General features: G+C 72.2%; 11 protein-coding genes. 8 read left to right on the forward strand and 3 right to left on the reverse strand.

Annotation, left to right across the window (positions count from 1 at the left end; all coding sequences use genetic code 11):
• Positions 1 to 216: 216 nt before the first annotated feature.
• Both ACZ7OY_RS16455 and ACZ7OY_RS16460 read right to left on the reverse strand, forming a co-directional pair.
• Positions 217 to 1,857, reverse strand: coding sequence for a penicillin-binding transpeptidase domain-containing protein (locus ACZ7OY_RS16455; RefSeq protein WP_471912002.1), 1,641 nt, complete (start codon positions 1,855 to 1,857; stop codon positions 217 to 219).
• 189 nt (positions 1,858 to 2,046) lie between these two features.
• Entirely contained in the window at positions 2,047 to 3,798 is a 1,752-nt protein-coding gene (locus ACZ7OY_RS16460; protein ID WP_471912003.1) for a dolichyl-phosphate-mannose--protein mannosyltransferase, read from the reverse strand.
• Positions 3,799 to 3,895: 97 nt separating this feature from the next.
• On the opposite strand from ACZ7OY_RS16460, the gene rsmI reads away from it, so the two are divergent.
• From rsmI to ACZ7OY_RS16490, 6 genes are all read left to right on the forward strand, one after another.
• Positions 3,896 to 4,744, forward strand: coding sequence for a 16S rRNA (cytidine(1402)-2'-O)-methyltransferase (rsmI, locus tag ACZ7OY_RS16465; protein ID WP_471912004.1), 849 nt, complete (start codon positions 3,896 to 3,898; stop codon positions 4,742 to 4,744).
• A 447-nt stretch (positions 4,745 to 5,191) separates the two neighbouring features.
• A complete protein-coding gene (locus ACZ7OY_RS16470) occupies positions 5,192 to 5,593 on the forward strand; it encodes a hypothetical protein (protein WP_471912005.1) in 402 nt (133 codons plus the stop codon).
• 47 nt (positions 5,594 to 5,640) lie between these two features.
• Positions 5,641 to 6,525, forward strand: coding sequence for a TatD family hydrolase (locus tag ACZ7OY_RS16475; RefSeq protein WP_471912006.1), 885 nt, complete (start codon positions 5,641 to 5,643; stop codon positions 6,523 to 6,525).
• A gap of 442 nt (positions 6,526 to 6,967) precedes the next feature.
• A complete protein-coding gene (locus ACZ7OY_RS16480; RefSeq protein WP_471912105.1) occupies positions 6,968 to 8,404 on the forward strand; it encodes a ubiquitin-like domain-containing protein in 1,437 nt (478 codons plus the stop codon).
• An 82-nt stretch (positions 8,405 to 8,486) separates the two neighbouring features.
• On the forward strand, positions 8,487 to 9,368 hold the full coding sequence (gene rsmA, locus ACZ7OY_RS16485; protein ID WP_471912007.1) for a 16S rRNA (adenine(1518)-N(6)/adenine(1519)-N(6))-dimethyltransferase RsmA: 882 nt from the start codon (positions 8,487 to 8,489) through the stop codon (positions 9,366 to 9,368).
• Positions 9,365 to 10,258, forward strand: a complete 894-nt coding sequence (locus ACZ7OY_RS16490) for a 4-(cytidine 5'-diphospho)-2-C-methyl-D-erythritol kinase (protein ID WP_471912008.1) — start codon at positions 9,365 to 9,367, stop codon at positions 10,256 to 10,258. The genes rsmA and ACZ7OY_RS16490 overlap by 4 nt, the downstream gene beginning before the upstream one ends.
• Positions 10,259 to 10,263: 5 nt before the next feature.
• On the opposite strand, the gene ACZ7OY_RS16495 is transcribed toward ACZ7OY_RS16490, so the two are convergent.
• Positions 10,264 to 10,869 (reverse strand): Uma2 family endonuclease, encoded by a 606-nt coding sequence (locus tag ACZ7OY_RS16495; protein ID WP_471912009.1) that lies wholly within the window; start codon positions 10,867 to 10,869, stop codon positions 10,264 to 10,266.
• 145 nt (positions 10,870 to 11,014) lie between these two features.
• On the opposite strand from ACZ7OY_RS16495, the gene ACZ7OY_RS16500 reads away from it, so the two are divergent.
• Entirely contained in the window at positions 11,015 to 12,823 is a 1,809-nt protein-coding gene (locus ACZ7OY_RS16500; protein ID WP_471912010.1) for an ABC-F family ATP-binding cassette domain-containing protein, read from the forward strand.
• 233 nt (positions 12,824 to 13,056) lie between these two features.
• Positions 13,057 to 14,832 carry an outer membrane protein assembly factor BamB family protein gene (locus ACZ7OY_RS16505; RefSeq protein WP_471912011.1) on the forward strand — a complete coding sequence of 592 codons (1,776 nt, stop codon included), beginning with the start codon at positions 13,057 to 13,059 and terminating at the stop codon, positions 14,830 to 14,832.
• Positions 14,833 to 14,919: the final 87 nt, after the last annotated feature.

Below are 14,919 nucleotides of genomic sequence, written 5' to 3' on the forward strand. Positions count from 1 at the left end.
TGCCCTCCGCGTTTCCCAGGGCCCCTCGCCCCGCCGTTCACATTGCCCTCACACACCCAACGACGCGACCAGCCTAGAGTCCCGTCCTGTGCGGGTGACGTGAGCCACCCTTACGAGCGGCTTCACATCGGCCGTGGGGGCTGTGTGCACCGGCGGCGCGGGCCCCGGGCCGTGGGGGCGCCGCACGGCCGCGCGGGCCCGGCTCCGCGGTCCGCCTCAGCCGGCCGCGCCCAGCACCGCCGCCACGATCGGGCCCGCCGCGTCGCCGCCGTGGCCGCCCTCCTGCGTCATGGCCGCCGCCGCGACGTCGTTGCGGTACCCGGTGAACCAGCTGTTCGACTTGGCCTGGCCGTCGACCTCGGCGGAGCCGGTCTTCGCGCCGATGTGGCCGCGCAGACCGGACATCACGCGGGCCGCGGTGCCGCTGACGGCCGTGCGGTTCATCATGGAGCGCAGCTGCTGGACCGTGCCGGCCGACAGGCCCCGCGCGGTGGCGAGTTCGCGGTCGTCGAGGCTGCGGGGCACGATCACCGGCTGGTGGAAGGCGCCCGTCATCGCGGTCGCCGTCACCGAGGCCATGTCCAGCGGGCTCATCTGGACCTGGCCCTGGCCGATCAGGTTCGCGGCGGTGTCCGGGCCGCCGGAGGCCGGGACGGAGCCGTCGAAGGACGGGATGCCGGTCTTCCAGTTGTCCTTGCCGAGCCCGAACCGGTTCTGGGCCTCCTGCGTCAGGGAGTCCACCTTGACCTCGTTCGCGTACTTCACGAACGCCGTGTTGCAGGAGCGCGAGAAGCTGTCGGAGAGGGTGGCGTGCTCGTCCGGCGCCATGTTCGTGAGGTTGTGGAAGGTCTGGCTCTCCGAGACAGCGTTGTCAGGGCAGGGCGCCGGTCCGTTCGCGGTCGTGATCCCGTTGTCGATGAGGGTCGCCGCGCTGATGATCTTCATGGTGGAGCCGGGGGCCAGCCGCCCCAGGAAGGCCGCGTTCCAGCCGTCGTTGCGGTGGTTGGCGACGGCCAGCACCTCGCCGGTGCTCGGCTGCACGGCCACCACGGACGACTCCGCGTACTTCTGGACCGCCCGTTCGGCGGCCGCCTGAGCGGTCGCGCTGAGAGTCGTCGGCAGCCGGCCCGCCTTGCCCTTCACGAGGGTCAGCAGCGTGGTGTCGGCGGCGTTGCCGTCGGCGTGCCGGATGCTCAGCTCCACGCCAGGCGTGCCACCCGCCTGCTCGCCGTACTTCTCGCGCAGCTCGTCCAGGATCGGCCCGAGGGAGGGGTACTTCTCCTTCGTCAGGACCTTCCCGTTCCGGTCCACGGCCTCGATCGGCGGCTTCGCCGACTCGCTGGTGACCAGGGTGTCGTCCATGCCGGTCAGCTGCGGGTGTACGACCGAGGGCTCCCAGTCGACCAGTGCCCGCCCGGTGGTGACCCCGCGCACCACCGTCAGGCTGCTGCTGTAGTCGAGCGGCTCGGACTTCCCGTCGTAGGACACCGTGGCCTTGACCGTGAAGGGGACCGTGGCGCCGCTCGCGGTGCCCGGCGTGATCCGCACCCCCGTGATGTGCGCGTCCTGGCTGTACGACGTCAGCAGCGGCTCGGCCTTGGCGTCGTTGTTCGTGAACGCCGCCGCCTTCGCCGCGTCTCCCTTCTCCCAGGCCGCGAAGAACCCGGCGGTCGTCTCCTTCACCTCGTCGCGGCTCGGCGGACCGGTCTTCACCGGGGCCGTCCCGCCCGCATTCGACGACCCGCCTTCCGAGCTCTCGTTCAGCGCCGACACGAAGTTGTAGGCGCCGTATCCCGCCCCGCCCACCATCACGGTGAACACCGTGGTGACTATGGCGGACTTTGCCCCCTTGCGCATGTGCGCGTCCCTCCCCGTTGTGACCCTTCCGGGCAGTTTCTGAACACGTTCAGAAACTCTCGACCTGGTACACACTAAGGGCAGCGGCGGCTGTTGTGACAGGAGTTGACCGAATCGGGTGCGCTCCCTGGCCGAGATACGCCACAATCCCCGGCCCCACACCTGGGGCCGGGGATTGTGGCGTATCGGCTAGACCCAGGTGTCCAGCCACATCCGCGATCTCCAGTCGTCGATCGGGACGGCCTGGCCGGTGTACAGGGGCCAGAAGTAGATGAAGTTCCAGGCGATCAGCAGGACCAGGACGCCCGCGCCGGTCGCGCCCGCGACGCGGCGGGTCTCGGTCGAGCCCGGTGGCCCGACGATCGCGCCGAGCAGCATCGCCACCGCCAGACAGAGGAACGGCACGAAGACGACGGCGTAGAAGAGGAAGATGGTGCGCTCCTGGTACATGAACCAGGGCAGGTATCCGGCCACGATGCCGCAGGCGATCGCGCCCGCGCGCCAGTCACGGCGGAAGAACCAGCGCCACAGCACGTACAGCAGCGCGAAGCAGCCCACCCACCACAGCATCGGCGTGCCGATCGCCAGGACCTCGCGCGCGCACTTCTCGCTCGCGTCGGAGGGGCAGCCGTCGGTGCCGGGCAGCGGGGACTCGTAGAAGTACGAGACCGGGCGGCCCAGCACGAGCCAGCTCCACGGGTTCGACTGGTAGGTGTGCGGCGAGGAGAGGTGGACGTGGAAGTTGTAGACCTCGTGCTCGTAGTGCCACAGGCTGCGCCACCAGTCCGGGAACAGCCAGGACCAGCTGCTGTTCTTCCCGTCGGTGACGGCCCAGTTGCGGTAGTAGCCGCCGGAGCCGTCGTCCGCGGAGAGGATCCAGCCGGTCCAGGAGACGAGATAGGTGGCGATCGCGACCGGCACGGTGGCCAGGAACGCGAGACCCGTGTCGCGCTTGAGGACCGTCGTGTACGCGTTGCGCGCGCCGGCGACCTTGCGGGAGCCGACGTCCCAGAGCAGCGTCATGACGCAGAACCCCGCCATGATGTACAGGCCGTTCCACTTGGTGCCGATGGCCAGGCCGAGCAGCAGACCGGCCGCCCAGCGCCAGGGCCGCAGGCCCAGCCGGGTGGTCTCGGCGACGAGCGCGTTCGGCCGGGCCAGGCCGTCCGCGTCCTCGGGGAGCGCCGCCGCGAGTCGCGCGCGCGCCCGGTCGCGGTCGACGACCAGACAGGCGAACGCGGCCAGGACGAAGAACATCAGCACGCCGTCGAGCAGCGCGGTGCGGCTCATCACGAAGTGCAGTCCGTCGACAGCCATCAGCGCGCCCGCCAGGCAGCCCAGGAAGGTGGAGCGGAAGATCCGGCGGCCGACCCGGCACAGCACCAGGACGCTGAGCGTGCCGAGCAGCGCCGTCATGAACCGCCAGCCGAACGGGTCGAACCCGAAGATCAGCTCGCCGAGCCCGATGACGTACTTGCCGACCGGCGGGTGCACGACGTAGGCCGCGTCCACCGGGATGGTCAGATGCCCGTGGGAGGACAGCACGAGGTCGTTGGCGTTCTTGTCCCAGTTGACCTCGAACCCGCGGTGGACGAGCGCCCACGCGTCCTTCGCGTAGTACGTCTCGTCGAATATCACCGCCCTCGGGCTGCCCAGGTTCCAGAACCGCAGCACCCCCGCGAACAGGGTGACCAGCAGCGGGCCACCCCAGCCCGACCAGCGCCTCAGGCGGTCGGTCAGGGTGGGCGGGAGGCCGAGCGCCGCCCACAGCCGGGGGCTGGGTTCGGCGTACGGCGGCACGAGCCGTTCGCGGACGTCGCTCGCGGGTCCCGACGCCGGCGCCGAGTAGCCGAATCGCCTCAGCCGCTGCTGCCACGACGGCTGCTGGTCGTGCGGGGCCCGGCCCTGCCGGATGTCCGTGGAGGACGCGGTACTGGTCACCGCGCCATCGTAGGGAACCCTTCTGTGCGAGTCCCGTGCAAGGCCGGTACCGGTCCGGATGCGTCCCCATACGTCGGCCCCTGGGAGGATGGGGGGCGTGACTGGAACCCTTGTTTTGGCGGGCACCCCCATCGGCGACATTCAGGACGCCCCGCCGCGGCTCGCCGCGGAACTGGCCGGCGCCGACGTCATTGCCGCCGAGGACACCCGGCGGCTGCGGCGCCTGACCCAGGCCCTGGGCGTGATGCCCAAGGGGCGGGTGGTGTCGTACTTCGAGGGCAACGAGGCGGCCCGCACGCCGGAACTGGTCGAGGCGCTGGTGGGCGGCGCCCGGGTGCTGCTGGTCACCGACGCGGGCATGCCGTCCGTGTCCGACCCCGGCTACCGGCTGGTCGCCGCGGCCGTCGAGAAGGACGTCAAGGTCACCGCGGTACCCGGACCGTCCGCCGTGCTGACCGCGCTGGCGCTGTCCGGGCTGCCCGTCGACCGCTTCTGCTTCGAGGGCTTCCTGCCGCGCAAGGCGGGCGAGCGGCTGTCCCGGCTGCGGGAGGTCGCCGGGGAGCGCCGCACCCTGGTGTACTTCGAGGCCCCGCACCGGCTCGACGACACTCTCGCCGCCATGGCCGAGGTCTTCGGCGCCGACCGGCGTGCCGCCGTCTGCCGCGAGCTGACCAAGACGTACGAGGAGGTCCGGCGCGGCGGCCTCGCCGAGCTGGCCGCGTGGGCCGCCGAGGGCGTGCGGGGCGAGATCACCGTCGTGGTCGAGGGGGCGGCCGAGCGGGGCGGGCAGGAACTCGACGCCGAGGAACTGGTGCGCCGGGTACGGGTGCGCGAGGAGGCGGGGGAGCCCCGCAAGGAGGCGATCGCTGCGGTCGCCGCGGAGGCCGGCCTGCCCAAGCGCGAGGTGTTCGACGCGGTGGTCGCGGCGAAGAACGCCGGCCGCTGAGCCGCCTCGCGCCGTCCGCCGAGGCACCCTGCGCCGAGGCACCCTGCGCCGATCTCCGAGGCGCGTTGCGCCGTCCGCGGAGGCGCGTTGCGCCGTTCGTGCGGATGCCTCGCGCCGTCCGCCGCGGCGCCCTGCGGCGGTCCGGCCGCGCTCTCCGAGGTGCCTCGCACCGGTCGCCGCACACCCTCTGAGCAGGGCGCTTCTCCCATGAGCGAGCGCCCCATGCGCGGGCAAAGGGCGCTCGCGCCAGGCAAAGCCCAGCCCGCCTCCCGAGGCCGTTTCGGCAAGGAAGGTCCAAATCGGCTCCAACACTCGACAGCCCTGATGCATTCGGGCCGGTGGAGGCGTCCACTGGACACAGGGACGCACCCGTCCCTCGCCTTCGCCGGGGTTCCGGGGGGAACTCCCTCGCCGGGGGCGCTTGTCCAGCGGACAGCAGGAGCTGGCATGAGTGAGATCGCAGGGCGGACCGGACTTCGCGACGGAGCGACGTCCGTGGTCAACGAGTCCTATTCCTTCGCCTGCATGAGGTGCGGGCACGGCTGGGAACAGTCGTACGAGATCGAGCACCACACGGACGCCGACGGCAACGAGTTCGTGCTCTACGTCACGGGCGGCCGGGTCGTGCCGTCCCCGCTGAGCCGCCCGGCCTGTGTGAACTGCGACGGCAACGTCGTACGGATCATGCGCGCGGGCCAGGTGTCCTTCGTGCAGGACCTGTTGCACCGGCAGCCGCGCCACACACGGGAGCAGCGGGAGCAGCGGGAGCAGCAGGGGACGCCGGGGCCCGCGGAGCACCACTGGCACCTGTCCGATCTCCTGCACCCGTTCCAGCGCAGGGTGAGCTGACGCCCCGCACGGCCCGGGACGGCATGCCCCTTTCGTAGGATCGGGGCATGCCTTCGAACGACGACAAGAACGCGGCGCCGCCGCTCCCGGAACCCCTCAGGGTGCCGGTCGCCGACTCCCACACCCACCTCGACATGCAGTCCGGCACCGTCGAGGAGGGCCTCGCGAAAGCGGCGTCGGTGGGGGTCACCACGGTCGTCCAGGTCGGCTGCGACATCAAGGGCTCACGCTGGGCCGCCGAGACCGCGGCCGCCCACGACAGCGTCCACGCGACCGTCGCCCTGCACCCCAACGAGGCCCCGCGCATCGTGCACGGCGACCCCGACGGCTGGTCCCGGCAGGGCGCGCGCACCCCGGGCGGCACCGCCGCGCTCGACGAGGCGCTCGCCGAGATCGACCGGCTGGCCGGGCTGCCCCAGGTCAAGGGCGTCGGCGAGACGGGACTCGACTACTTCCGCACCGGCCCCGAGGGCAAGGAGGCGCAGGAGCGGTCCTTCCGCGCCCACATCGAGATCGCCAAGCGGCACGGCAAGGCGCTGGTCATCCACGACCGCGACGCCCACGCCGACGTCCTGCGCGTGCTGAAGGAGGAGGGCGCCCCGGAGCGGACCGTCTTCCACTGCTACTCCGGCGACGCCGAAATGGCGCAGGTCTGCGCCCGCGCCGGGTACTTCATGTCCTTCGCCGGCAACGTCACCTTCAAGAACGCCCAGAACCTGCGCGACGCCGTCGCCGTCGCCCCGCTGGAGCTGCTCCTGGTGGAGACCGACGCGCCCTTCCTGACTCCGGCCCCGTACCGCGGACGGCCCAACGCCCCGTATCTCATTCCGGTCACGGTCCGCGCCCTGGCCGCCGTGCGGGGCATCGACGAGGACGCGCTGGCGGGAGCCCTCGCGGCGAACACGGCCCGCGCCTTCGACTACGTGATGTGACCGCCTCGTGACCGGCGGGCCGTAATCGCGGCGACCGGCACTCACTCTGGGCACGACTGTGCGTAGTCGCACGGCTTTGGAGAGTGACGCCCGCTCCGCTAGGTTCTGGGGGCCCGATCCGGACCCGTCTGGCCCTGTGGAGCGTGTCGGCGTGAGCAACTCGCAGTACGAGACGTATCAGGCGTACGAGCCCTACATGGGGTACGGGGGGTACGCGGGACACGGCGGCCCCGGCCCCGATCCCGGCCCTCCGGCCCCGGAGGCCGACCCCCACGGCGGCTTCGACCTGCACAACGCCCAGACGCTGGCGTACGGCGTGTACGCGGCGCCCGGGGCGTACGAGCCCTTCGGGATGTACCGGGACACGTACCAGGACGTGCACCAGGACGTGCAGCAGGACAGGTACCAGGACACGTACCGGCCCGCCTATGAGACGCCCGGGATGCGTGAGGCGCGCGAGCCGTACGACGCGTACGGGGTGTACGGGACGTACGAAGCGTTCGAGACGGACGAGGTGCAGGACTCGTACGAGACGTACGAGTCCTATGCGTCCTACCAGGCCCATGGAGCGTACGAGAGGTACGGGTCCTACGAGGCCCATGGAGCGTACGAGAGGTACGGGTCCTACGAGGCCCCCGGGCCCTACGGCATGTACGGGTCGGAGGATGCCACGCTTCCGCGCCAGACACTGCGCCCGCCGGGTGCGGAAGCGCCCACGCTCGTCGAGCGCGTCACGCCGGACCGGCGCCCCTCGCGGCGGCACAGGCTCGGGTACGCCGGGCGGGTGGACGGCCGGGTGCGCCGACTGCTCCCGCGGGCGCTGGTCGTCGCCGTCCTGGCCGGCGGCACCACCGCCTTCGTCGCCCAGGACAAGGCCGTCGAGCTGGACGTCGACGGCAGACCGCGCACCCTGCACACCTTCGCCGACGACGTGACCGAGCTGCTCGCGCAGGAGGGCGTCCGGGTCGGAGCGCACGACACGGTGGCGCCCGCCCCCGGCACGCCACTGGCCTCGGGCCAGGAGATCGCGGTGCGCTACGGACGGCCGGTGCGGCTCACCGTCGACGGCCGGCGGGTCGAGGTGTGGACGACGGCGCACACCGTGCAGGAGGCGCTGGAACAGCTGGGGGTGCGGGTGGAGGGCGCGTACCTGTCCGCCGCGCGTCACCGGCGCATCGGGCGGGAGGGGCTCGCACTGGACGTGCGTACCGAACGCGCCGTCACGATCATGGCGGACGGCCGGGCCCGCACCGTGCGCACCAACGCCGCGACCGTCGGCGAGGCCGTCGCGCAGGCCGGGATCACCCTGCACGGCCAGGACGCCGTCTCGGTCCCGGCCGGGAGCTTCCCGCGCGACGGGCAGACGGTGACCGTGCTGCGGATCACCGGCGGCAGGGAGGTCCGGGAGGAGGCGATCCCGTTCGAGGTGCGGCGCGTCGCCGACGCCTCGCTGCTGCGGGGCACGGAGGTCGTCGAACGGGTCGGACGGCCGGGGCTGCGGCGCATCACCTACGCCCTGCGGACCGTCAACGGCGTGCGGCAGAAGCCGCGGCGCGAGCGGTCCGAGCGGATCCGGGAGCCACGGTCCCAGCTGGTGAGGGTGGGCACGAAGCCGCTGCCGCCGTCGGCCCGCGGCGCCGACCACCTCGACTGGAGGGGTCTCGCGGCCTGCGAGTCGGGCGGCCGGCCGGACGCCGTCGACCGGTCGGGGACGTACGGCGGGCTCTACCAGTTCGACACGCACACCTGGCACAGCCTCGGCGGGAGCGGACGGCCGCAGGACGCGCCGGCCGCGGAGCAGACACGGCGGGCCAAGCGGCTGTACGTACGGCGGGGGGCGACACCCTGGCCGCACTGCGGGTCACGGCTGCACGGGTGAGCGGACCCGGACGGCGGCGGGACGGACGGCGGGCGGCGGCGCAGCGGACGAGCGGCCGCCCGTGGCCCCGTACCCTGGTGCCGTGAGCAGCCCCACCCCTGACGCCCTGCTGGGCCCCGCCGACATCCGCGAACTGGCGGCCGCCCTCGGGGTGCGCCCGACCAAGCAGCGCGGCCAGAACTTCGTGATCGACGCGAACACGGTCCGCCGTATCGTGCGCACCGCCGGGGTCCGCCCCGACGACGTGGTCGTCGAGGTCGGTCCGGGGCTCGGCTCCCTCACCCTCGCCCTGCTGGAGGCCGCCGACCGGGTCACGGCGGTGGAGATCGACGACGTGCTGGCCGCCGCGCTGCCCGCGACCGTCGCCGCCCGGATGCCGCAGCGCGCCGACCGGTTCGCGCTCGTGCACTCCGACGCGATGCACGTCGGCGCGCTGCCCGGCCCGGCCCCGACCGCGCTGGTCGCGAACCTCCCGTACAACGTCGCCGTCCCCGTGCTGCTGCACATGCTCCAGACCTTCCCGAGCATCGAGCGCACCCTGGTGATGGTGCAGTCGGAGGTCGCCGACCGGCTGGCCGCCGCACCCGGTTCGAAGGTCTACGGCGTGCCCTCGGTCAAGGCCAACTGGTACGCCGAGGTCAAGCGGGCCGGGGCGATCGGCCGCAATGTCTTCTGGCCCGCGCCGAACGTCGACAGCGGGCTGGTCTCGCTGGTCCGGCGGACCGAGCCGATCAAGACCACGGCCTCCCGCACGGAGGTCTTCGCTGCTGTCGACGCGGCGTTCGCGCAGCGCCGCAAGACGCTGCGCGCGGCGCTCGCCGGCTGGGCGGGTTCCGCGGCGGCCGCCGAGGCGGCCCTGGTCGCCGCCGGTGTCTCGCCGCAGGCGCGCGGGGAGTCGCTGACGGTCGAGGAGTTCGCGCGCATCGCCGAGCACAAGGACGCCTACGAGGGGACGGGCGAGTGAGCGTCACGGTACGGGTTCCGGCCAAGGTCAACGTCCAGCTGGCGGTCGGGGCGGCCCGGCCGGACGGCTTCCACGACCTGGCCAACGTCTTCCTCGCCGTCGGGCTGTACGACGAGGTCACCGTGACCCCGGCAGACAAGCTGCGGGTCACCTGCGAGGGCCCGGACGCCGCCCAGGTCCCGCTGGACCGCAGCAACCTCGCCGCGCGTGCCGCGATCGCGCTGGCCGGGCGGCGGGGCCTCGAACCGGCCGTGCACATCCACATCGCCAAGGACATCCCGGTGGCCGGCGGCATGGCGGGCGGCAGCGCGGACGGCGCGGGCGCGCTGCTCGCCTGCGACACGCTGTGGGGCACGGGCGCCTCCCGCGAGGAACTGCTGGAGATCTGCGCCGAGCTCGGCAGCGACGTGCCGTTCAGTCTGGTCGGCGGAGCGGCGCTCGGCGTCGGGCGCGGGGAGCGGCTGACCGCTCTGGAGACCGGCGGGACCTTCCACTGGGTGTTCGCGATGGCCTCCCGCGGCCTGTCGACCCCGGCGGTCTTCCGCGAGTTCGACCGGCTGGCCGAGGGCCGGGACATCCCGGAGCCGGTGGCCTGCGCCGATCTGCTGGAGGCGCTGGCGAAGGGCGACCCCGAGGCGCTGGCGGCGGCCGTCTCCAACGACCTCCAGCCCGCCGCGCTGTCCCTCTTCCCGGAACTGGCCGACACACTGGCGGCGGGACGCGGGGCGGGTGCGCTCGCCGCGCTGGTCTCCGGGTCGGGGCCGACGACGGCGTTCCTGACCCGCGACGCGGAATCGGCGGAGAAGGTGGCGGAGGCGCTCGCGGCCTCCGGCACCTGCCGCGCGGTACGGACGGCGGCGGGGCCGGTGCCCGGGGCGACGGTGGTCTGAGAGGGTCAGCGCCTGCCGACGGCGGTCAGGTCGATGCCGATCGGGCGCGGCTTGTCGACCTTGAGGTTGTCCCGGTGCAGGCCCATGTGCACGTAGGACCCGGTGACAGGGTCGAGCTCATAGACATGGACGAGTGGGCCGCCGGTGGTTCCGTCCTGCTCGACACGCCAGAAGTTCGGGATCCCCGCGGCGGCGTACTTCTGCGGTTTGGTCGTACGATCCCGGGATCCCGACTCGGGGGAGACGACCTCCACGGCGAGCAGGACGTCCTCGGCGTGAAACCGGGTCTGGTCCAGCCCGGTGACCGCATCGGCTCGCACCACGCAGACATCGGGTTCGGGCCCGTTCCGGTCGTCAAGGACGACGGTCATCTCCCGTTCGACGCTGAACTCCGGGCCGAGAGATCCGCATAGTCCAGCGACCAACAGGTCGATCACGAGGAAGCGGAAACGGCGCTGCGGACTCACGAAAACGAGACTCCCGTCGATCAGCTCGGTGTGCGGCGGGAGATCCGGCAGCGTGAAAAGGTCGTCCACCGTGTAGCCGTCCTGCGGCGGCACCGGCCACTGGACAGGCTGCTCTGCGGACTCGGCGGTCATGGTTCCTCCCATGGACGGGATCCTGCTGCCTGCCCCCCACCGTAGCGGCCGTATCCCGATCGGGTCATCACAAAGGGTGACCATGCCCTCGCGCCCCGCTCCCGCCTCCGCAGGGCCTAGGCTAGAAGGCTGACCGACCCCCCTGCGCAGGAGTGAAATGGCCGTCAACCTGGTCAATGTCGAGAACGTCAGCAAGGTGTACGGCACCCGTACCCTCCTCGACGGCATCTCGCTCGGCGTGTCCGAGGGCGATCGGATCGGAGTGGTCGGCCGCAACGGCGACGGCAAGACCACCCTGATCCGGATGCTCGCCAAGCTGGAGGAGGCCGACTCCGGCCGCGTCACCCACAACGGCGGGCTGCGGATGGGCGTGCTCACCCAGCACGACTCCCTCGACCCGGCCGCCACCGTCCGGCACGAGGTCATCCGCGACCTCGCCGACCACGAGTGGGCGGGCAACGCCAAGATCCGGGACGTGCTGACCGGCCTGTTCGGCGGGCTGGACCTGCCCGGCTTCCCGCAGGGCCTGGACACCGTCATCGGCCCGCTCTCCGGCGGCGAGCGCCGTCGTATCGCGCTCGCCAAGCTCCTCATCGACGAGCAGGACCTGATCGTCCTCGACGAGCCGACCAACCACCTCGACGTCGAGGGCATCGCCTGGCTCGCCCGGCACCTGCGCGAGCGCCGCTCCGCGCTCGTCTGCGTCACCCACGACCGCTGGTTCCTCGACCAGGTCTGCACCCGGATGTGGGACGTGCAGCGCGGTGACGTGCACGAGTACGAGGGCGGCTACTCCGACTACGTCTTCGCCCGCGCCGAGCGTGAGCGGATCGCCGCGACCGAGGAGGTCAAGCGGCAGAACCTGGTCCGCAAGGAGCTGGCCTGGCTGCGGCGCGGCGCCCCCGCCCGCACCTCCAAGCCGCGCTTCCGGATCGAGGCCGCCAACGAGCTGATCGCCGACGTCCCGCCGCCGCGCGACACCAGCGAGCTGATGAAGTTCGCCTCGTCGCGGCTCGGCAAGACCGTCTTCGACCTGGAGGACGTCACCGTCCAGGCCGGCCCCAAGGTGCTGCTCAAGCACGTCACCTGGCAGCTCGGCCCCGGCGACCGCATCGGCCTGGTCGGCGTCAACGGCGCCGGGAAGACGTCCCTGCTGCGGGCCATGGCCGAGGCCGCCCGCAGCCAGGGCGAGGCGCAGCCCGCCGCCGGACGCGTCAACGTCGGCAAGACCGTCAAGCTCGCCTACCTCTCCCAGGAGGTCGCCGAGCTGGACCCGAAGCTGCGGGTCCTGGAAGCCGTCCAGCAGGTGCGTGAGCGTGTCGACCTCGGCAAGGGACGCGAGATGACCGCCGGGCAGCTGTGCGAGACGTTCGGCTTCAGCAAGGAGAAGCAGTGGACGCCGGTGGGCGACCTGTCCGGCGGTGAGCGCCGACGGCTGCAACTGCTGCGCCTGCTGATGGACGAGCCCAACGTCCTCTTCCTCGACGAGCCCACCAACGACCTCGACATCGAGACCCTCACCCAGCTGGAGGACGTCCTCGACGGCTGGCCCGGCTCGATGATCGTCATCTCCCACGACCGGTTCTTCGTCGAGCGCACCACCGACCGGGTGTTCGCCCTGCTCGGCGACGCCACCCTGCGGATGCTGCCGCGTGGCATCGACGAGTACCTGGAGCGTCGTCAGCGCATGGAGGAGGCGGCCGCGGCCGCCGCCGGGTCCGCGGCCCCGGCCCGGGCCACGACCGAGAAGAGCGCGGCCGACCAGCGTGCCGCGAAGAAGGAACTCCAGAAGATCGAGCGGCAGTTGGACAAGATCACCGAAAAGGAGTCCAAGCTGCACGCCCAGATCGCCGACAACGCCACCGACTTCGCGAAGGTGGCCGAACTCGACTCCCAGCTGCGGGACTTGTCGGGTGAACGGGACGAACTGGAGCTGCGCTGGCTGGAACTCGCAGAGGACGCCTGATCCCCGGCCCGGCCGGGGCGTACGGCGCGCGGGTCGCGTGAAGGGGGCGTGACGGCGCATAACGAGGGCGTCACGGGCCGGTTCTCCCTTGGGAACAGGGGAGAGCGCGGGCCCGTGAACGGTCGGTGCCGGGTGATAGAACAGAGCGTCTGATAACTCGCTGAGACGACTCTGCATCCATCACGCAGCTCAGGGCGTGGCGAGAAATCAGTGAGCCAGGGGGAGACACGCTGATGACGCAACCGCCCGACCAGCCGTCCGCGCAGGGCGGCTTCGGCCCGCCGCAGGACCAACCGCCGTCCGGCGGCCCCGGTTTCGGCGCGCCCGTGCCGCCCCAGCCGCCGCAGGCCCCGCAGCCCGGCTACGGCGCTCCGCAGCAGCCCGGCCCGTACGCCCCCCAGCCCGGCCCGTACGGTCAGCCCCCGCAGGCAGGTCCGTACGGTCAGCCCGCGCAGGCAGGTCCGTACGGTCAGCAGCAGCCGGGCCCGTACGGCCCGCAGCCCGGTTACGGCTATCCGCCGCAGCCCCCGTACCCGGTCGCCCCGGACGGGACGTCCGCCGGTTCGCGCAACCCCTTCAAGCGGCGGCCCGCGCTCGCCGCCGGGGCCGCGGTCGTCGCGCTGCTCGTCGTCGGCGCCGTCGTGGTGGCGCTCACGACCGGCGGCGGTGACGACGAGGCGGGCAAGGACGGCAAGGGCGGCAAGCCGGTCGCGTCCGGGAGCGACAGCCCCGGGACCGACGCCCCGGTCAACCCGGGCGACGGCAGCGGCGGCAACGCGGACACCCAGGACCTCAACGCGGGCCGCAAGCCCGGCGAGGCCAAGGTGCTCTGGTACAAGGAGGCGCCCGACGCGCCCGCCTCCGGAGCCGACGCCCCCGGCATGTGGATCACCGGCAAGGCCGCGGTGAAGGCGGCCTACAAGGAACTCGTCGCCTACGGCGTCGCGGACGGCAAGCCGGCCTGGGACCCGATCACCTTCCCGCAGAAGATCTGCGCGGTCACCCCCGTCAAGTCGTCCGACGACAAGGTCGTCGTGGCGTACATGAACGGCAGCAGCAGCCGCGCCAAGTGCAACCAGCTCCAGCAGATCGACCTGAACACCGGCGCGAAGGGCTGGACCGCCCAGGTCGCCGACGGCGCGCTGTTCGACAGCGTGATATCCGTCGACCTGACGCTGGCCGGCGACACGCTGATGGTCGGCCGCTCCCAGTCCGGCACGGCCTACGACCTGCACAGCGGCAAGAAGCTGTTCGACAAGAAGAAGTACGGCACCGCCTGCTTCCCCACCGCCTTCGCCGGCGGCGAGCGGCAGTTGGTCTCCGTGGCGTCCTGCGGCGCCGGCGGCGCCGACGAGCACGAGGAAGTACAGGGGCTGGACCCGCGCACCGGCGGCGTCCGGTGGACGCAGAAGCTCGACAAGGGCTGGTCGGTCGAGCGCGCGTACTCGCTCGACCCGCTCGTCCTCTACCTGACCAACCAGGGCAAGAACGCCTGGAACATCTCCACCATCAAGACCGACGGCACCTTCCGTTCGGAGGTCGGCGTCGACGAGGACTTCGCCCCCGAGTGCGGCTGGGCCCTGCTCGACCGGGACCTCCAGGGCTGCGAGGGCGTCGCGGCCGACGCGAACACCCTCTACCTGCCGACCAAGGCCACCACCGGAGCCAACGAGATCGTCGCCGTCGACCTCTCCACCGGCAAGGAGAAGTGGCGCGTGAAGTCCCCGGCGGACACGTCGATGCAGCCGATCCGGATCGAGGGCGGTCGGCTCGTCGCCTATGTCGAGCCGACGTACGACGCGGGCGGCCAGGTCGTCTCGATCGCGACCGCGGGCACCGTCCACACCCCGACGAAGCTGCTCCAGAACCCGCAGGGCACCGCCCGGATCGAGTCCGGCTTCTTCTCGAAGTCGATCGCCTGGGCCGACGGGCGCTTCTACCTCTCCTCCACCCATCTGACCGGGAAGGACGACGCGAAGGAGAAGCTGATGCTCGCCTTCGGCAAGTGAGCCCGGCCGGCAGCCCCGGTCCCGTCTTCTCCCGCTCGCCCCTGTCCTTGTCCGATCCCGCCGTTCCCGGCGCCGGTCCCCGTCCCG

It is taken from the genome of Streptomyces sp. NPDC107559, from assembly GCF_055657365.1.

What these genes read in the sequence shown, in the direction of transcription:
- ACZ7OY_RS16500 (WP_471912010.1), top strand. Translation starts at nt 11,015, where the DNA reads ATGGCCGTCAACCTGGTCAATGTCGAGAACGTCAGCAAGGTGTACGGC.
- ACZ7OY_RS16505 (WP_471912011.1), top strand. Translation starts at nt 13,057, where the DNA reads ATGACGCAACCGCCCGACCAGCCGTCCGCGCAGGGCGGCTTCGGCCCG.
- ACZ7OY_RS16470 (WP_471912005.1), top strand. Translation starts at nt 5,192, where the DNA reads ATGAGTGAGATCGCAGGGCGGACCGGACTTCGCGACGGAGCGACGTCC.
- ACZ7OY_RS16495 (WP_471912009.1), bottom strand. Translation starts at nt 10,869, where the DNA reads ATGGGAGGAACCATGACCGCCGAGTCCGCAGAGCAGCCTGTCCAGTGG.
- ACZ7OY_RS16475 (WP_471912006.1), top strand. Translation starts at nt 5,641, where the DNA reads ATGCCTTCGAACGACGACAAGAACGCGGCGCCGCCGCTCCCGGAACCC.
- ACZ7OY_RS16480 (WP_471912105.1), top strand. Translation starts at nt 6,968, where the DNA reads ATGCGTGAGGCGCGCGAGCCGTACGACGCGTACGGGGTGTACGGGACG.
- ACZ7OY_RS16455 (WP_471912002.1), bottom strand. Translation starts at nt 1,857, where the DNA reads ATGCGCAAGGGGGCAAAGTCCGCCATAGTCACCACGGTGTTCACCGTG.